Source organism: Gordonia sp. G4 (assembly GCF_057770005.1).
On sequence record NZ_CM173442.1, the window covers coordinates 1,363,818 to 1,379,285 of the forward strand.

Genomic DNA, 15,468 nt, shown 5'->3' on the forward strand with positions numbered 1-15,468 from the left:
CGGGACGGTCAGCCTGTCGGGCCGGGTCGCCGGCGCTCGCCCCGGTACTTGCGGTGGTACTCGTCGTAGAGGTCGGAGTTCTTCTCCCGCTCGAGCTTGTTGACCAGATCGGGATCGAGGCCGTGCTGGACCAGCCGGTGACGGCGGTACACCCGGTTCAGCGCGATCGAGAAGAACAGGTAGGCCAGCAGGATCGGCATGGTCATCGTGATCCGGACACCCCAGTCGGCGGGGACGAAGAGCATCGGGATCAGCACGACGATGCAGGGCACCGCCCAGCGGACCACCATCCGGACCGAGGCACCGGGACCGGCCAGATCGTGGGCCACCCAGTCGAGCATCGACTTCGGCAGACGCGCCCAATAGGCGTACTTCACGTACTCCCAGGGGTTCGGCTTGGTGCGCTGTGAGGTGGCCACCTCTCGATCGTGCACCACGTGCGGTCGTCGTCCGACGTCGCCTCCCCCACATCCGCTGGGTAATCTGACCCGCATGGGTTCGGAGATGACCGCGTCGGCCGACGACCCCGCCGGTCCGGATCCCGTCAGTCCGGGTCCCATCAGCCCGGATCCGATCAGCGGTCTCGAGGCCGAACTCGCCGACTTCTGGCGGCGAGGCCGGGTCCGCACCCGCCTGCGCGCCCGCGCCATCGATCCGCGGCTCGACCCGTCGTGCTACCCCCTCATCACCGTGCTGGCCCGGCACAATTCCATGCCGATGTCGGAGCTGGTCACTGCCGTCGGCATGGAGAAGTCGACGGTCACGCGTCAGATCGACGCGATCGTGCGGCTCGGACTGGCCGAGCGGCACCCGGACCCGCGCGACGCGCGCGCCCGCGTGGTCACCCTCACCGACCACGGTCGCGAGCGCATCGACGCGGTACTCGCCTCCGCGGTCACCGACTGGCGCGCGCGACTCGCCCAGTGGGACCCCGACGACATCCGGACGCTCACCCACCTGCTGCACCGTCTCACCGAGGCCACCAACGACCTCGAGGACCGCGAGGGTTCTCGTTGACGCGCGTCACACCGTCGGCGATCCTTGGCCGGTGACCCCGGACGAAGGACCGCTGCCCCTCGAGGGCATCACCGTGGTGGCGCTCGAACAGGCCGTCGCCGCACCGCTGGCCACCCGGCATCTCGCCGACCTCGGCGCCCGGGTCATCAAGGTGGAACGGGTCGGCGACGGCGACTTCGCCAGGCATTACGACGCGGCGGTGCGCGGCGGAGTCGGTTCGCACTTCGTATGGCTCAACCGCGGCAAGGAGTCGGTCGCACTCGACCTCAAGACCGAGGCCGGACGCGACGCCATCCGAACCCTGATCGCTGGCGCAGACGTCTTCGTCCAGAATCTCGCCCCCGGCGCGGCCGGCCGGCTCGGTCTGAGCGCCGACGATCTGCGCGCGGACCATCCCGAACTCGTCGTCGTCGACATGTCCGGGTACGGCGACGCGGGACCGTATCGCGACCGCAAGGCCTACGACATGCTGGTCCAGGCCGAGGCCGGGCTCATCTCGGTGACCGGGACACCGGAGGAGATGGCGAAGACCGGCATCCCGTCCTCGGACATCGCCGCCGGAATGTACGCCCTCACCTCCGTGCTGTCGGCGCTGCTGCGACGGGCCACCACCGGACTCGGCGCCCGGGTCTCGGTGGCGATGTTCGACGCCACGGTCGAATGGATGGGCCACCCGATGTACCTGCGTCTCTACGGCGGCAGGCAGATCGCCCGCGCCGGTCTCGGACACGCGGCGATCGTGCCCTACGACAAGTACCCGACCCAGGACGGCGACATCCTGATCGGCGTGCAGAACGACCGTGGCTGGGACGCATTGACCCGCGTCGCCCTCGACCGCCCGGATCTCGCCGACGACCCCCGCTACCGCACCAACATCGACCGGGTCTCGCGACGAGCCGAGGTGGACGCGGTGATCAGCGCGGAGACCAAACGGTTCACCACCGACGAACTCGACCGACGTCTCGCCGAGGCGGGCATACCCGCCGCCGAGATCCGCGACCTCGAGGGTGTCGTCGACCATCCGCAGCTGAGCGAGCGCGGCCGCTGGCGCGAGGTGGACACCGAGGTCGGCCCGGTACGGGCGCTCCTGCCGCCGCTGACCTTCGACGACGTGGAACTGGCGATGGGCCCTGTCCCGGCACTCGGGCAGCACACCGAGGAGGTCTTGCGGGAATTCGGGATCGACGTCCCGCACTCCCCGTCAGCGTAGGATCGGCGGAACGGACCTGCAGCCCTCGGGTCCCGTTGTTCATGCACGGATACGACGACCTCTCGGAGGCGATATGTCCGACGATTCACTGTTCACCACCCGGGATTCGGGAGCACCGGCGGGGAGCGACGAACACTCCTTGACCGTCGGCGCCGGCGGCCCGATCGTCCTGCACGATCACTATCTGATCGAGCAGATGGCGCAGTTCAACCGCGAGCGGATCCCCGAGCGCCAGCCACATGCCAAGGGCAGCGGCGCCTTCGGCACATTCGAGACCACGCAGGACATTTCGGCATACACGTGTGCCGCCTTGTTCCAGCCGGGCGTGAAAACCGAGATGGTGGCGCGATTCTCGACGGTCGCAGGCGAGCGCGGAAGTCCGGACACCTGGCGTGACCCGCGCGGTTTCGCGCTGAAGTTCTACACGTCCGAAGGTATCTACGACATGGTCGGCAACAACACGCCGGTCTTCTTCGTCAAGGATCCGATGAAGTTCCAGCACTTCATCCGGTCGCAGAAACGCCGACAGGACAACAACCTTCGCGACCACGACATGCAGTGGGACTTCTGGACGCTCTCACCGGAGTCCGCACATCAGGTCACCTGGCTGATGGGTGACCGGGGAATCCCCAAGACCTGGCGCCACATGAACGGCTACACCTCCCACACCTACCTGTGGGTGAACGCCGAAGGCGTGAAGCACTGGGTGAAGTACCATTTCAAGTCCGATCAGGGCGTCGAGCATCTCACGCAGCACGAAGCCGACCAGATGGCCGCGGCCGACACCGATTTCCACACTCGGGACCTCTTCGAGAACATCGCCGCCGGCAACCATCCGAGCTGGACCCTCAAGGTGCAGCTCATGCCGTTCGACGACGCGGTGAGTTACCGGTTCAACCCGTTCGACCTGACCAAGGTCTGGCCCCACGGCGACTACCCGCTCGTCGAGGTCGGCAAGATGACCCTCCACACGAATCCGGTGGATCACCACACACAGATCGAGCAGGCGGCGTTCGAGCCCAACAACGTCGTGCCGGGTATCGGCTTCAGCCCCGACCGCATGCTGCTGGCGCGCGTGTTCTCCTACGCCGATGCCCACCGCCACCGGATCGGCGGCAACTACAAGCAGATCCCGGTGAACGCGCCGACCAACGAGGTCCACTCGTACTCCAAGGACGGCGCCATGCGGATCCACAACGTCACGGACCCGGTGTACGCCCCGAACTCGAAGGGCGGGCCGTCCGCGCTCTATCCCGGACAGGGCGAGCCGCAGTGGGCGGCCAACGGTGAGATCCTCCGCAGCGCCTACGTCGACCACCCCGAGGACGACGACTGGGGTCAGGCGGGCACGCTGGTCCGCGAGGTCTTCGACGACGAGCAGCGTGAACGCTTCGTGGACAACGTTGTCGGACACCTCCTCAACGGCGTCTCCGAACCGATCCTCCAGCGGGCCTTCGAGTACTGGCATCGCGTCGACCCCGACATCGGCGCGCGCATCAAGTCCGGGGTGACCGAGAAGCAGGACGAATCCGACCCCAAGAAGGACGACCAGGCCAACCCGGCCCGCTCGTCGATGCAGGAGAAGGCGAAGGCCGAGAAGGCCTGATCGTCACATCCTGTCCTCTCCGAACGCCGTGGAACGCGCCCTCTCGCCGAGGGCGCGTTCTGCGTCGGCGGCCGACACACCACTAGGCTCGAATCCGTGAGTGTGCGCGCAGGCATCGTGGTGACCGGAACCGAGGTCCTGACCGGCCGGATCGCCGACCAGAACGGACCCTGGCTGTCCGCGGAACTCCTCGAACTCGGGGTCGACGTCGCCCACATCACGATCTGCGGCGACCGACCCGACGACCTTACCGCTCAGTTGCGCTTTCTCGCCGAGCAACAAGTTGACCTCATCGTCACCAGCGGCGGGCTCGGTCCCACCGCCGACGACCTGACCGTCGCCACCGTCGCCGCGTTCTGCGGTCGCGAACTGCTCCTCGATCCCGGACTCGAGGAACACATCGCCGCGATCATCCAGCGCTGGCGCGGGGTCGGATTCGACGTCGATTCCGGTCCGACGCGCGCCGGTATCCGCAAACAGGCCCTGGTACCGGTCGGGGCTGCTCCGGTACCACCCACCGGCACCGCGCCGGGTGTCGTCATCCCCGCTGCCGCCGGTGTGCCGACGATCGTCGTCCTGCCCGGTCCTCCCAGCGAGCTCCAGGCGATGTGGCCGACGGCGATCGCCTCCGCGGCCGTCGCCGATGTCCTGTCCCGCGCCGACGATCTCCGTCAGGCGACCATCCGCGCCTACGGACTCCTCGAAGCCGAACTCGCCGAGACGCTCCGATCGGCGGAGACCTCGATCTCCTCGTTCGATCGACTCGAGATCACCACCTGCCTACGACGAGGCGAACTCGACATGGTGACCCGATTCGCCGCCGGGGACACCCCGGTCTACGACGCCCTGCTGGGTTTCCTCACCGAACACCATGGGCGGCAGATCTTCTCGACCGACGGTTCCACGATCGACGACCAGCTGGTGGCAGCGCTGGACGGGAAGCTGATCTCGACCGCGGAGTCCTGCACCGGCGGACTCGTCGCCGCCCGGCTGACCGATCGGCCCGGCTCCTCTGCCTATGTGATGGGCGGCGTGGTCTCGTACTCCAACGACGCCAAATCCGACCTGCTCGACGTACCGACCGAGCTGATCGCCACGCATGGCGCCGTCAGCGTGGAGGTCGCGGCGGCGATGGCCGAAGGGGCTCTCACGCGATTCGGCACCGATGTCGCCGTGTCGACCACCGGCGTTGCCGGACCCGGTGGCGGCACCGAGGCCAAGCCCGTCGGGACCGTGTGTTTCGGCGTGGCCCTCCGCGGCCGGCCCACCCTCACCGTCACCCGCAGGTTTCCCGGAGACCGCGAGCGTGTCCGGTCGCTGACCACCACCGCCGCACTGCATCTCGTCGTGCGTGCGCTCAAAGACACCGCGGGCTCCGCCCCCTGAGGTGCGAGGAGCGAAAGCAACCAGCCCCCCCCTGCCCCCTGAGGTGCGAGGAGCGAAAGCAACCAGCCCCCTGCCCCCTGAGGTGCGAGGAGCGACAGCACCAGCCCCCTGCCCCCTGAGGTGCGAGGAGCGAAAGCGACGAGCCTCGAAGGGCCCGCCGAGCCGAGAAACCTGTTTCCCGGCCACTGTCGGTCAGTCAGACTGTCCGAATGCTGTTGACCATCTCCGCCGAACGTTCGTCGACCCTCGAAACACCGAGCGATCTGGGCTTCCTGCTGCACAAGCATCCGGAGAGGGTTCAGGCGTTCGATGTGTACGGAGGCACGGCGCATGTCTTCTACCCCGAGGTCGACGACGACAGGTGCACGGCAGCGATGGTGATCGAGGTCGATCCGGTTGCGTTGGTGCGGGGACGTTCTGGTGCGCGCGACGGGTACGCGCTTGGCCAGTACGTCAACGACCGTCCCTACGTCGCGTCGTCGTTGCTCGCGGTGGCGATGGGGAAGGTGTTCCGGTCGGCGCTCCAGGGCCGCTGCGCCTCTCGGGATCGACTCGCGGAGTCGGAGTTGGATCTGACCATCGCCCTCCCCGCGGTCCCGGGTGATCCTGATCTGGTGCGCCGCTTGTTCGAACCCATGGGGTGGGACGTCACAGCCGACGCGATCGACTTGGATGCCACCAGACCCGAATGGGGAGCTGCACCGCTGGTGTCACTGACCCTCGTCGGGTCGCTTCGTCTGGCCGACGCGCTGAATCACCTCTACGTCCTGCTGCCCGTGTTGGACGACGCGAAGCACTACTGGGTCGGCGACGACGAGGTCGACAAGCTGGTCCGCGCAGGATCGGGGTGGCTGGCCGCCCACCCGGAGAGGGAGCTGATCACTCATCGCTATCTGGCCCATCAGCGCGGACTGAAAGACGCTGCCACGCAGCGACTGATCGAGCTGGACGACCGGCCGCTCGACGACGCGGCGGACGACGCCGAGCCCGATGTCTCGCGCCCCCTGGTGCGGTGGAGGCACGACGCGGTCCTCGACGTCGTGCGTGAGTTCCGGCCGGCGACGATCGTCGACCTCGGGTGTGGACCGGGCGCGCTGCTCGGTTCGTTGCTCGAGCTGCACGGGGTGACACGTGTCATCGGAACGGACGTGTCCGACTCGTCCCTGTCGAAGGCAGCCAAGCGGTTGCATGTCGACCGGATGACCGAGCGCCAGTCCGGACGCCTGACGTTGCTGCTGTCGTCGCTGCAGTACGAGGACGATCGCCTCGACGGCCTGGATCTGGCGATCCTCATGGAAGTCATCGAACACATGGACCCGGAACGGCTTCCGGCGGTCGTCGACAACGTCTTCGGGACGATGCGGCCACGCCGGGTCGTCGTCACGACACCCAACAGCGAGTACAACGTGCGGTATCCGGCTCTGGCCGAGGGCGGCTTCCGACACCCCGATCACCGTTTCGAGTGGACCCGCCGGGAGTTCGGAACGTGGGCCGGCCAGGTAGGCGAACGCTACGGATACGACGTCGATCTGCGGCCCGTCGGCGAATGTGACGAGGAGGTCGGGTCGCCGACACAGATGGCCGTGTTCGCCCAATCGACCACGACAGGGGGATCAGCATGACCGAACTGAGCATCCCGGAACTGTCCCTGGTCGTCCTCGTCGGGACCAGTGGTTCCGGCAAGTCGGTGTTCGCGGGCACCCACTTCCTGCCGACGGAGGTCGTGTCCAGTGACGACTGCCGCGCGATGGTCTCGGATGACCCGAATGACCAAGGGGCGACCACAGATGCGTTCGACCTGCTCGAATACATCGTCGGCAAGCGGCTCGATCGCGGCCGGCTGACCGTCGTCGACGCCACCAACGTGCAGGCCTCCGCGCGCAAGTCGCTGGTGGCACTGGCGAAGGATCACGATGTGCTCCCGGTGGCGATCGTCCTCGATCTTCCGGTCGCACTGGCGCTGGAGCGCAATGCTTCTCGGTCGGACCGCGACTTCGGCGCGCACGTTGTCAAGCGTCAGCACGACCAGCTACGGCGGTCGTTACGCGGCCTCAAGCGCGAGGGATTCCGCACGATCCATGTCCTGGACTCCCCCGAGGCCGTCGCGTCGGCCTCGGTCGTGCGGACACGCCTGCTCAACGACCGTCGGGACGAACACGGTCCATTCGATGTCATCGGCGACGTCCATGGTTGTCGCGAAGAGCTCGAGATCCTCCTCCGACGACTGGGTTACGCGATCGTCGGCGACGAGGGCCGCTCCGTGGATGCCGCACATCCAGATGGTCGCCGAGCGGTCTTCGTCGGCGATCTGATCGATCGCGGTCCGGACTCTCCCGGCACCCTCCGTCTGGTGATGGGTATGGTCGCGAGTGGCAACGCCCTCTGTGTATCGGGCAACCACGAGGCGAAACTCGTTCGCGCACTGGGCCGGAAGGATGTCAGGGCGACCCACGGTCTGCAGGAGACCTTGGATCAGCTGGCAACCGAGGACGATGCGTTCGTCGCCGAGGTCCGTCGGTTCTGCGACAGCCTCGTCGCCCATTACGTGTTCGACGACGGCAGACTGGTCGTCGCCCATGCGGGCCTGGCCGAGAAGTATCACGGCCGGGCCTCCGGCCGGGTGCGGGCGTTCGCCCTGTACGGCGACACGAGCGGTGAGACCGACGAGTTCGGCCTACCGATCCGCTACCCGTGGGCTGATGAGTATCGCGGTGCGGCAACCGTTTTGTACGGGCACACGCCGGTACCCGAGACCGAGTGGATCAACAACACGATGTGCCTGGACACGGGATGCGTCTTCGGGGGTAGCCTCACCGCGCTGCGATATCCCGAGCGAGAGGTCGTGTCGGTACCGGCGCGGGCGACGTACTACCAGCCCGTCCGCCCCCTGGTCCCGCCGTCTCGCCGCCCGGAGGTGTTGAGGCTGACCGATGTCCTCGGGCACCGCGTCATCTCCACCGAGTACATGGGACGGATCTCCGTACGAGATGAGACAGCCGCGGGCGCACTGGAAGTGATGAGCAGGTTCGCGACTCCGCCGGCCGGGTTGTTCTACCTGCCGCCGACGATGTCGCCGGTGGACAGCTCGTCGCGCGACGAATTCCTGGAGCACCCGGATGAGGCATTCGACCACTACGCGAAGCACTCGATCGGTCGGGTCGTCTGCGAAGAGAAGCACATGGGGTCTCGCGCCGTCGTCAGTGTGGCGCGCGACGGGTCCGGTTCCGTCCATTCCCGCACCGGGCGGGCGTTCTTCTCCGACGAACGGCAGGCGGCGGTGCTGTCGCGGATTGCCGACGCCGTCACCGAGGCGGGCTTGTGGACCGAGCTCGACACCACCCGCCTACTGGTGGACGCCGAGGTGCTGCCGTGGACAGCGAAGGCGGAGCCGATGATTCGCAGTCGATACGCACGGGTCGGGGCCGCGGCGACAACCGCGATACCGGCCACGATCGACGTGCTGACGGCCGCGGCCGCGCGAGGGGCTGACGTCGGCGACCTACTCGACAGGACCCGAACGCGCGGCGTCAACGCCGGCCTCTTCGTCGATTCCTATCGCCATCACGTCCAACCGATCGCCTCCCCGTTGGGTATCCAGGTTGCACCTTTCCAGATCCTCGCCGGGGATGCCGCGACGTACGAGAACCGTGATCACCAATGGCATCTCGACATCGCCGACCGCCTGGCCGTCGCCGACCCGGAACTGTTCCGGCCCACCCGCCGCCTCGTCGTGGAGACCACCGCAGAATCCTCTCGCGCGGCGGGTGTGACCTGGTGGGAGGACCTGACCGCGAACGGCGGTGAAGGTATGGTCGTCAAGCCGCTAGCCAATCTCGTGCGCGGCCCCAAGGGCCTCGTACAGCCCGGACTCAAAGTCCGTGGGCGCGAGTACCTGCGGATCATCTACGGCCCCGACTACACCGACCCGACGACGCTCGCTCGGCTCAAGAACCGCAATCTCCGGCTGAAACGGTCGATGGCGCTTCGGGAGTACGCGCTGGGCCTCGAAGCCCTTCGTCGAGCGGTGGCCGGAGAGCCGCTGTGGCGCGTTCACCAGTGCGTGTTCGGCGTCCTCGCGATGGAATCAGAGGCCGTCGACCCGCGGTTGTAGGTCAGAGCGGCCCGGTCGGCAGGTGCCGGCGGACCAGCTTGCCGGTGGGGTTGCGTGGCAGTTCGTCGACGAAGACGACGTCGCGCGGCACCTTGTAGCGAGCCAGGTGACCCTTGACGTGCGCCTTGATGTCCTCGGGCGTCGGATTGGCGTGTTCGGCCGTGACGATGAAGGCGCGCAACCGCTTTCCGTATTCGTCGTCGTCGACGCCGATCACCGCGACGTCGTCGATGTCGGGATGTCGGCCGAGGAGGTTCTCCACCTCGAGCGGATAGACGTTCTCGCCGCCGGAGACGATCATGTCGTCGTCGCGGCCGTCGATGTGGAGGAGTCCGTGCTCGTCGAACCGGGCCATGTCGCCGGTGGACATGTACCCGTCGATGACCTCCTTGTTGCGGCCGTCGGTGTACCCCTCGAACGGGGCGCCATTCCGCACGAAGAGCCTTCCGCGCACGTTTGTTCCGGAGATCCGCTTGCCGTCGTCGTCGAAGAGCGCCAGTCGGCTGGTGACCGGCGCACGACCCACCGTGCCCGGCGCCAGGCGCAGCTCTTTCGGCTGGGCGACCGTGGCGATCGCCACCTCGGTCGAACCGTACAGGTTGTAGAGCACGTCACCGAAGGTGTCCTGCACCGCCTCCGAAAGGGTCGGCGACAGTGCGGAACCCGCAAGCACGATGATCTTCAGCGACGACACGTCGTATTTGCCGATGACCTCGGGTCCGAGAGCGACCATGCGGTGCAGCATGGTCGGGACCGCCACCAACACCTCCGCCTTGTGCTCGGAGATCGCTGCCAGCGTCTTCTCGGCGTCGAACCGGCGCATCACCACGGTCTTGTTGCCCAGCGCGGTCCCCACACCCCAGAGCGCGAAGCCGGTCGAGTGGAAGATCGGTGAGACGATCACCATGGCACTGCGTTGGGGCAACGGAATGCGGTCCAGGAGAAGGGCACTGGCGAACGGAGACATCTTGGAACGCTGGGCGCCCTTGGGCAGCCCCGTGGTACCGCTGGTGAGGATGACGAGCCCACCCCACTCCGCCGGCTCGGGCGGGGTGGACGAGTCGCCGCTGTCGACGATGTCGTCGAGGGTCCGGACGCCGTCGCCGGTCGGGCGGTTGCCGTCGACCCACGTGACGATGCGCAGGGTGTCGACGGGCAAGGTGTCGGCGAGGTCGGTGAACTCCTCGTCGTAGAGCATCGCGACGATCTTCTCGCGCTCGGCGACCTCGGCGAACTGCGTCTTGCCGAAGCCGGTGTTCATCATCGCGAGGCGGAATCCGGCCTTGCCCGCGGCACTCATGGTGGTCAGCAGACCTCGATGATCCCGCGCGATCACGCCGATGACCGACCCCGGCTTGATCCCGGACGACAGCAGGAAATTGGCGAGTGCGTTCGCGTGTGCGTTCAGTTCACCGAAGGTCAGCTCGCCGTGTTCGTCGGCGACCGCCCCGGCCTCGGGGTACTCGTCGGCTCCGTGCGCCACCGCCGCTGCGCACGGACCGATGATCTTGGCGCGCTTGATCGTGGTCAGCAGTTCCTTGGGCCGCGTCGGATCCACCAGGCCCGACCGCCGCAGGACCTTGAACGCGCCGAACGCGTCCTGCGCCGATTCGACCACCGTGCCGACTGCACCCGTCACCGAGACCATGTCCACCCCACCTTTCGCGGCTGAGCCGCGTTGTCATCCTGTTCGGGCCGGCTGCGCGCTCGACGCACCTCTGGTCACCCTCGTCACCAGTCGCGATACAGGTGCACAGGATATTGCCGACCCTGCCGGTCGATGTCCGTTTCACCCGAAACGATTGTCGCGCTGCACTGTTCACCGCATCTCGCGCACGGCCGCCGTTCGCCGGCCCCTACGGGGTCAGCCGGACGGCGAACTCGTGGCGACAGGCTACCAAGTCTGACAACCCCCGTCTTCAGATTGACGGTGGCGCCGAACCTGAGCCGCCGCGTAGGCGGCATGGACCTCGCCCTGCGTGCTGGGAAACCCGGCGAAACGGACGCGGTCGGTCACCGAACTCTCTGGCTCGCGTCCGTTTCGGCATACTGTTCGAGTACTCAGTACTTCGAAACCGGAGGTTCCCGTGGCCAGTGGTCTCGTCGCCTTGCTCGATGACATCGTGACCCTCACCCGGGCTGCCGCCGCATCTCTCGACGACATCGGCGCCGCGGCCGGCAAGGCCAGCGTCAAGGCGGCGGGCGTGGTGGTCGACGACACCGCGGTCACGCCGCGCTACGTCCACGGGTTCAGTCCGGACCGTGAACTCCCGATCGTCCGGAAGATCGCCATCGGATCGATCCGCAACAAGCTGCTCATCATCCTGCCGGTTGCGATGATCCTGAGTCAGTTCCTTCCCGGCGCGCTGCCCTACCTGCTGATCGCGGGCGGGTTGTTCCTGTGCTTCGAAGGCGCCGAAAAGGTGTGGGAGGCGATCGGCGGCGGCCACCACGAGGAGGAACAGACCGCCGGTCAGGCCGGTCCCGAGTTCGAGAAGACGATGGTCAGCGGCGCGATCCGCACCGATCTGATCCTGTCGGCGGAGATCATGGTCATCTCGCTGTCCTCGGTGGAGTCCGAACCCTTCTGGACGCGCCTGGCCGTACTCGTGGTCGTGGCCTTCTTGATCACCGCCCTCGTCTACGGCGTCGTCGCGATCATCGTGAAGATGGACGACGTCGGCCTGTCGTTGGCCCAGCGCGACTCGACAGCGCTGCAGAAGATCGGCCGCGGTCTGGTCCGCGCGATGCCCAAGATCATGTCGACGCTGACCGTCGTCGGTATCGCCGCCATGCTCTGGGTGGGCGGCCACATCCTGATCGTGAACGTGGGCGAAGCCGGTTTCCACTGGCCGGCGGACCGGCTCCACGACGTCGAGCACTGGTTCGGCGAGCTGGTTCACGGCGGCTTCGGCGCCGTGCTCTCCTGGACCGCCGGCACGGTGCTCTCCGCCGTCGTCGGCCTGGTGGTCGGTGCGATCATCGTGGCGATCCTGCACGTCATCCCGCGTCGGAAGAAGGACGCGACCGCGCACTGAGCCCCGTCGAACCCCCCCCCCCCGGTGACTCCGCCGCTGTCGCCGGAGGGCACCCTCGAACTCTGTGACCATGTGGGAACTAGTCGCCGTACTCGTCGCCGGCGTCGGGGCGGGCGCCATCAACGCCCTGGTCGGCAGCGGGACCCTCATCACGTTCCCGACGCTGGTCGCGTTCGGCGTTCCGCCCGTGACCGCGACGATGTCCAACGCGATCGGCCTGGTGGCCGGCGGGGTGTCCGGCACATGGGGATATCGGCGCGAACTCGAGGGCCAGTGGCCGCGCCTCCGCTGGCAGATACCTGCGTCGTTCGTCGGCGCGATCGTCGGCTGCTGGCTTCTGCTCCACCTCCCGGAGACCGTGTTCGAGACGGTCGTCCCGGTTCTGCTCGTCGCCGCACTGATCCTGGTCGTCGCCCAGCCCTACATCCAGAAATGGGTGGGCCGCCGCTCGTCCACCGGCGGTGACCTCACCCCACAACACCTCGGTCCCGTACGGATGACCGCGATGATCGTCGGGACCTTCGCCGTGGGCGTCTACGGTGGCTACTTCACGGCTGCTCAGGGCATCCTGCTGATGGGCATCCTCGGCGTGGTGGTGCCCGATCATCTGCAACGCATGAATGCGGCGAAGAACCTCCTCGCCCTGGTCGTGAACGTCGTCGCCGCCGTCACGTACACGCTCGTCGCGTTCGACCGGATCGACTGGTCGGCCGCCGCGGCCATCGCGGTCGGATCGCTTGTCGGCGGCTTCATCGGTGCCCGCTACGGACGCCGCCTCTCGCCGCCCGCGCTTCGCGCGGTGATCGTCCTCGTCGGGCTGATCGGCCTGTGGCGCTTGCTGGCCTGAGGCTGGGTCTGTGGAGGAGGGTCGGAGCCTGCCGCCGGGCGCGCCAGGACGGCTGGACTCGCCTGGCTGAAACGCCGAAGCCACGCGACGACTGCCGGCGCCGGGGACAATGACCGGAGGTCAGGACAACCGAGGAGCGCGCGATGGTCGATTGGGACGGCGAGCGGTACGCGGACGTGAGCGCATTGCAGCGCATGGTCGCCGAGGAATCGATCGGGGATCTGGAACTCGCCGGAACCGAACGCCTGCTGGACATCGGTTGCGGCGACGGGTTCATCACGATGCTGCTGGCCGACCGGCTCCCGTCGGGCTCGGTTGTGGGCGTCGACGCCTCGCGCCGGATGATCGAACGCGCGCTGCTTCGGGTCCCGCCGGATCTGCTGCGCGTCCAGTTCCACGTCGACGACGTGCTGGCACTGCCCTTCGACGACGACTTCGACATCGCGGTGTCGTTCAACGCACTGCATTGGGTGCACGAGCAGGGCACGGCGCTACGCGGGATCGTCCGGAGTCTCGTCGACGGCGGCCGGGCGGTACTCCAGTTGGTTTGTGCGACAGAGCGACCGAGCATCGAGGAGGTGGCCATGGAGGTCGCTGCGCAGCCGGAATGGCGGCGCTACTTCGACGGTTTCACCGCGCCGTACGTTCACGTGGAATCGATCCGATTCGGGGAACTGGCAACCGACGCCGGATTCGTCGTCGACGATCTGTCGGTGAAAGACCTGCGCTGGCAGTTCGACTCGGTTGCCGATTTCCGTGCCTGGTTCGCGGTCGGAGCATCGGACTGGACGAGCCGACTGCCGGACAGCGCGGTCGACGACTTCGTCGGTGCCGTCATCGATCGGTACGCCGATGTCGTCGGTGAGCCTGCGCTGTTCCGGTTCAGTCAGCTGCGTGCCTCGCTGACGAAACCCGCTCGGCCCGAAGCACTTCCCTGATCCTCCGTGTCCCGCGGTCCAGGCGCGCGAAAGCGACGACCCTCCCCGCCCCCTGAGGTGCGAGGAGCGAAGGCGACGAGCCTCCCCGCCCCCTGAGGTGCAAGGAGCGAAAGCGACGACCCTCCCCGCCCCCTGAGGTGCAAGGAGCGAAAGCGACGAGCCTCGAAGGGCGGCGACGTCACGCCACCGAACCCTTCGAGGCTCGCTTCGCTCGCACCTCAGGGAGCAGGGGGGCGCCGCTCGCACCTCAGGGAGCAGGGGGCGCCGCTCACACTTCAGGGAGCGGGAGTTGCCGCACGGATTCGCGCACAGTCAATGAAAAACAGTGCACAGTCGACGAAAAGCGGTGCACAGTCGACGGGGGGTCAGGTCACTCCGGTACGTAGTTGAACGTGTCCGGGTCGGGGCCGATGCGGTCGTCGCTGTTCAGACGGTCGATCTGGGCGACCTCGGCGTCGGAGAGTTCGAAGTCGAACAGGGCGAAGTTCTCCTCGACCCGTGCGCGGGTGACCGACTTCGGGAAGACGATGTCACCGCGCTGGATGTGCCACCGCAGGGTGACCTGCGCCGGGGAACGGCCCTTGGCCTGGGCGATCTCGGTGATGACCGGGTCGTCGGTCACCTTGCCCTGCGCGATCGGCGACCACGCCTCGGTGGCGATCCCGTGCTCGGAATTGAACGCGCGCAACGGGTTCTGCGACAGGTACGGATGCACCTCGATCTGGTTCACCGCGGGCACGATGTCGGCCTCGTCGAACAGACGCTGCAGGTGAGCCTGGTGGAAGTTCGACACGCCGATGGCGCGCGCCTTGCCGTCGGCGTAGGCCTTCTCCAGGGCCTTCCAGGTCTGGACGTAGTCGCCCACCTCGGGCAGTGGCCAGTGGATCAGGAAGAGGTCGATCTGCTCGATGCCCAGGTCGGCCAGGGTGCCGTCGAGTGCCTTCAGCGCATCGTCGTGGTCGTGGAAGCCGTTGTTCAGCTTGCTGGTGATGAAGATGTCGTCGCGAGGAATCCCCGAGTCCCGGACCGCTTCGCCGACACCCTTCTCGTTGCCGTACATCTCAGCGGTGTCGATGTGCCGGTACCCGACCTCGAGCGCGGTGAGAGTTGCCTCCCGCGTGTCGTCCGGCGGGATCTGGAAAACTCCGAAACCCAACTGCGGGATCGTGATTCCGTTGTTGAGAGTGATGGTGGGGACTGTCATGCGAACTTGTCCTCTCTGTTGGGGTCTGGCGACACCGGCCGCGGCGCCGTCCTCGGGACGAGCCGATCGGGACACCCGAAGTCGAGGCGCCCGGCTGTGGCCGCGTTCAGG

Annotated in this window: 12 protein-coding genes; 9 read left to right on the top strand and 3 right to left on the bottom strand. The window is 67.3% G+C overall.

Annotation, left to right across the window (positions count from 1 at the left end; genetic code table 11):
- Nucleotides 1–8: 8 nt before the first annotated feature.
- The gene (locus AC3B5T_RS06020; RefSeq protein ID WP_010844482.1) at nucleotides 9–437 is read right to left on the bottom strand and encodes a DUF5313 domain-containing protein; all 429 of its coding nucleotides are present in this window, start codon (nucleotides 435–437) and stop codon (nucleotides 9–11) included.
- A gap of 55 nt (nucleotides 438–492) precedes the next feature.
- Here AC3B5T_RS06020 and AC3B5T_RS06025 point away from each other — a divergent pair, with 55 nt between their 5' ends.
- The 6 genes from AC3B5T_RS06025 (at nucleotide 493) to AC3B5T_RS06050 (ending at nucleotide 9,330) form a co-directional block, all read left to right on the top strand.
- Complete coding sequence (locus tag AC3B5T_RS06025) at nucleotides 493–1,017, top strand: MarR family winged helix-turn-helix transcriptional regulator (protein WP_010844483.1); 525 nt, start codon at nucleotides 493–495, stop codon at nucleotides 1,015–1,017.
- A gap of 31 nt (nucleotides 1,018–1,048) precedes the next feature.
- On the top strand, nucleotides 1,049–2,227 hold the full coding sequence (locus AC3B5T_RS06030) for a CaiB/BaiF CoA transferase family protein (protein WP_010844484.1): 1,179 nt from the start codon (nucleotides 1,049–1,051) through the stop codon (nucleotides 2,225–2,227).
- Nucleotides 2,228–2,300: 73 nt separating this feature from the next.
- On the top strand, nucleotides 2,301–3,833 hold the full coding sequence (locus AC3B5T_RS06035; protein WP_010844485.1) for a catalase: 1,533 nt from the start codon (nucleotides 2,301–2,303) through the stop codon (nucleotides 3,831–3,833).
- Nucleotides 3,834–3,929: 96 nt separating this feature from the next.
- On the top strand, nucleotides 3,930–5,219 hold the full coding sequence (locus AC3B5T_RS06040; protein WP_010844486.1) for a competence/damage-inducible protein A: 1,290 nt from the start codon (nucleotides 3,930–3,932) through the stop codon (nucleotides 5,217–5,219).
- Nucleotides 5,220–5,428: 209 nt separating this feature from the next.
- Nucleotides 5,429–6,841 carry a 3' terminal RNA ribose 2'-O-methyltransferase Hen1 gene (locus AC3B5T_RS06045; RefSeq protein WP_010844930.1) on the top strand — a complete coding sequence of 471 codons (1,413 nt, stop codon included), beginning with the start codon at nucleotides 5,429–5,431 and terminating at the stop codon, nucleotides 6,839–6,841.
- Nucleotides 6,838–9,330: a polynucleotide kinase-phosphatase gene (locus AC3B5T_RS06050; protein ID WP_010844929.1), complete on the top strand. Its 2,493-nt coding sequence runs from the start codon at nucleotides 6,838–6,840 to the stop codon at nucleotides 9,328–9,330. The genes AC3B5T_RS06045 and AC3B5T_RS06050 overlap by 4 nt, the downstream gene beginning before the upstream one ends.
- 1 nt (nucleotide 9,331) lies before the next feature.
- On the opposite strand, the gene AC3B5T_RS06055 is transcribed toward AC3B5T_RS06050, so the two are convergent.
- On the bottom strand, nucleotides 9,332–10,978 hold the full coding sequence (locus tag AC3B5T_RS06055) for an acyl-CoA synthetase (protein WP_010844928.1): 1,647 nt from the start codon (nucleotides 10,976–10,978) through the stop codon (nucleotides 9,332–9,334).
- 439 nt (nucleotides 10,979–11,417) lie between these two features.
- Here AC3B5T_RS06055 and AC3B5T_RS06060 point away from each other — a divergent pair, with 439 nt between their 5' ends.
- The 3 genes from AC3B5T_RS06060 to AC3B5T_RS06070 all read left to right on the top strand — a co-directional run bounded on the left by AC3B5T_RS06060 (nucleotide 11,418) and on the right by AC3B5T_RS06070 (nucleotide 14,153).
- Nucleotides 11,418–12,368, top strand: a complete 951-nt coding sequence (locus AC3B5T_RS06060; protein WP_010844927.1) for a DUF808 domain-containing protein — start codon at nucleotides 11,418–11,420, stop codon at nucleotides 12,366–12,368.
- 64 nt (nucleotides 12,369–12,432) lie between these two features.
- Nucleotides 12,433–13,215 (top strand): sulfite exporter TauE/SafE family protein, encoded by a 783-nt coding sequence (locus AC3B5T_RS06065; RefSeq protein ID WP_010844926.1) that lies wholly within the window; start codon nucleotides 12,433–12,435, stop codon nucleotides 13,213–13,215.
- 143 nt (nucleotides 13,216–13,358) lie between these two features.
- Nucleotides 13,359–14,153, top strand: coding sequence for a class I SAM-dependent methyltransferase (locus tag AC3B5T_RS06070; protein ID WP_055475956.1), 795 nt, complete (start codon nucleotides 13,359–13,361; stop codon nucleotides 14,151–14,153).
- A 370-nt stretch (nucleotides 14,154–14,523) separates the two neighbouring features.
- Here the strand turns inward: AC3B5T_RS06070 and AC3B5T_RS06075 are convergent, their stop codons facing one another.
- Nucleotides 14,524–15,357 carry an aldo/keto reductase gene (locus AC3B5T_RS06075; protein ID WP_055475955.1) on the bottom strand — a complete coding sequence of 278 codons (834 nt, stop codon included), beginning with the start codon at nucleotides 15,355–15,357 and terminating at the stop codon, nucleotides 14,524–14,526.
- Between the last annotated feature and the right edge of the window lie 111 nt (nucleotides 15,358–15,468).

Coding starts and splice junctions, on each gene's coding strand:
- AC3B5T_RS06025 (WP_010844483.1), top strand. CDS start 493: ATGGGTTCGGAGATGACCGCGTCGGCCGACGACCCCGCCGGTCCGGAT.
- AC3B5T_RS06035 (WP_010844485.1), top strand. CDS start 2,301: ATGTCCGACGATTCACTGTTCACCACCCGGGATTCGGGAGCACCGGCG.
- AC3B5T_RS06045 (WP_010844930.1), top strand. CDS start 5,429: ATGCTGTTGACCATCTCCGCCGAACGTTCGTCGACCCTCGAAACACCG.
- AC3B5T_RS06050 (WP_010844929.1), top strand. CDS start 6,838: ATGACCGAACTGAGCATCCCGGAACTGTCCCTGGTCGTCCTCGTCGGG.
- AC3B5T_RS06055 (WP_010844928.1), bottom strand. CDS start 10,978: ATGGTCTCGGTGACGGGTGCAGTCGGCACGGTGGTCGAATCGGCGCAG.
- AC3B5T_RS06070 (WP_055475956.1), top strand. CDS start 13,359: ATGGTCGATTGGGACGGCGAGCGGTACGCGGACGTGAGCGCATTGCAG.
- AC3B5T_RS06075 (WP_055475955.1), bottom strand. CDS start 15,357: ATGACAGTCCCCACCATCACTCTCAACAACGGAATCACGATCCCGCAG.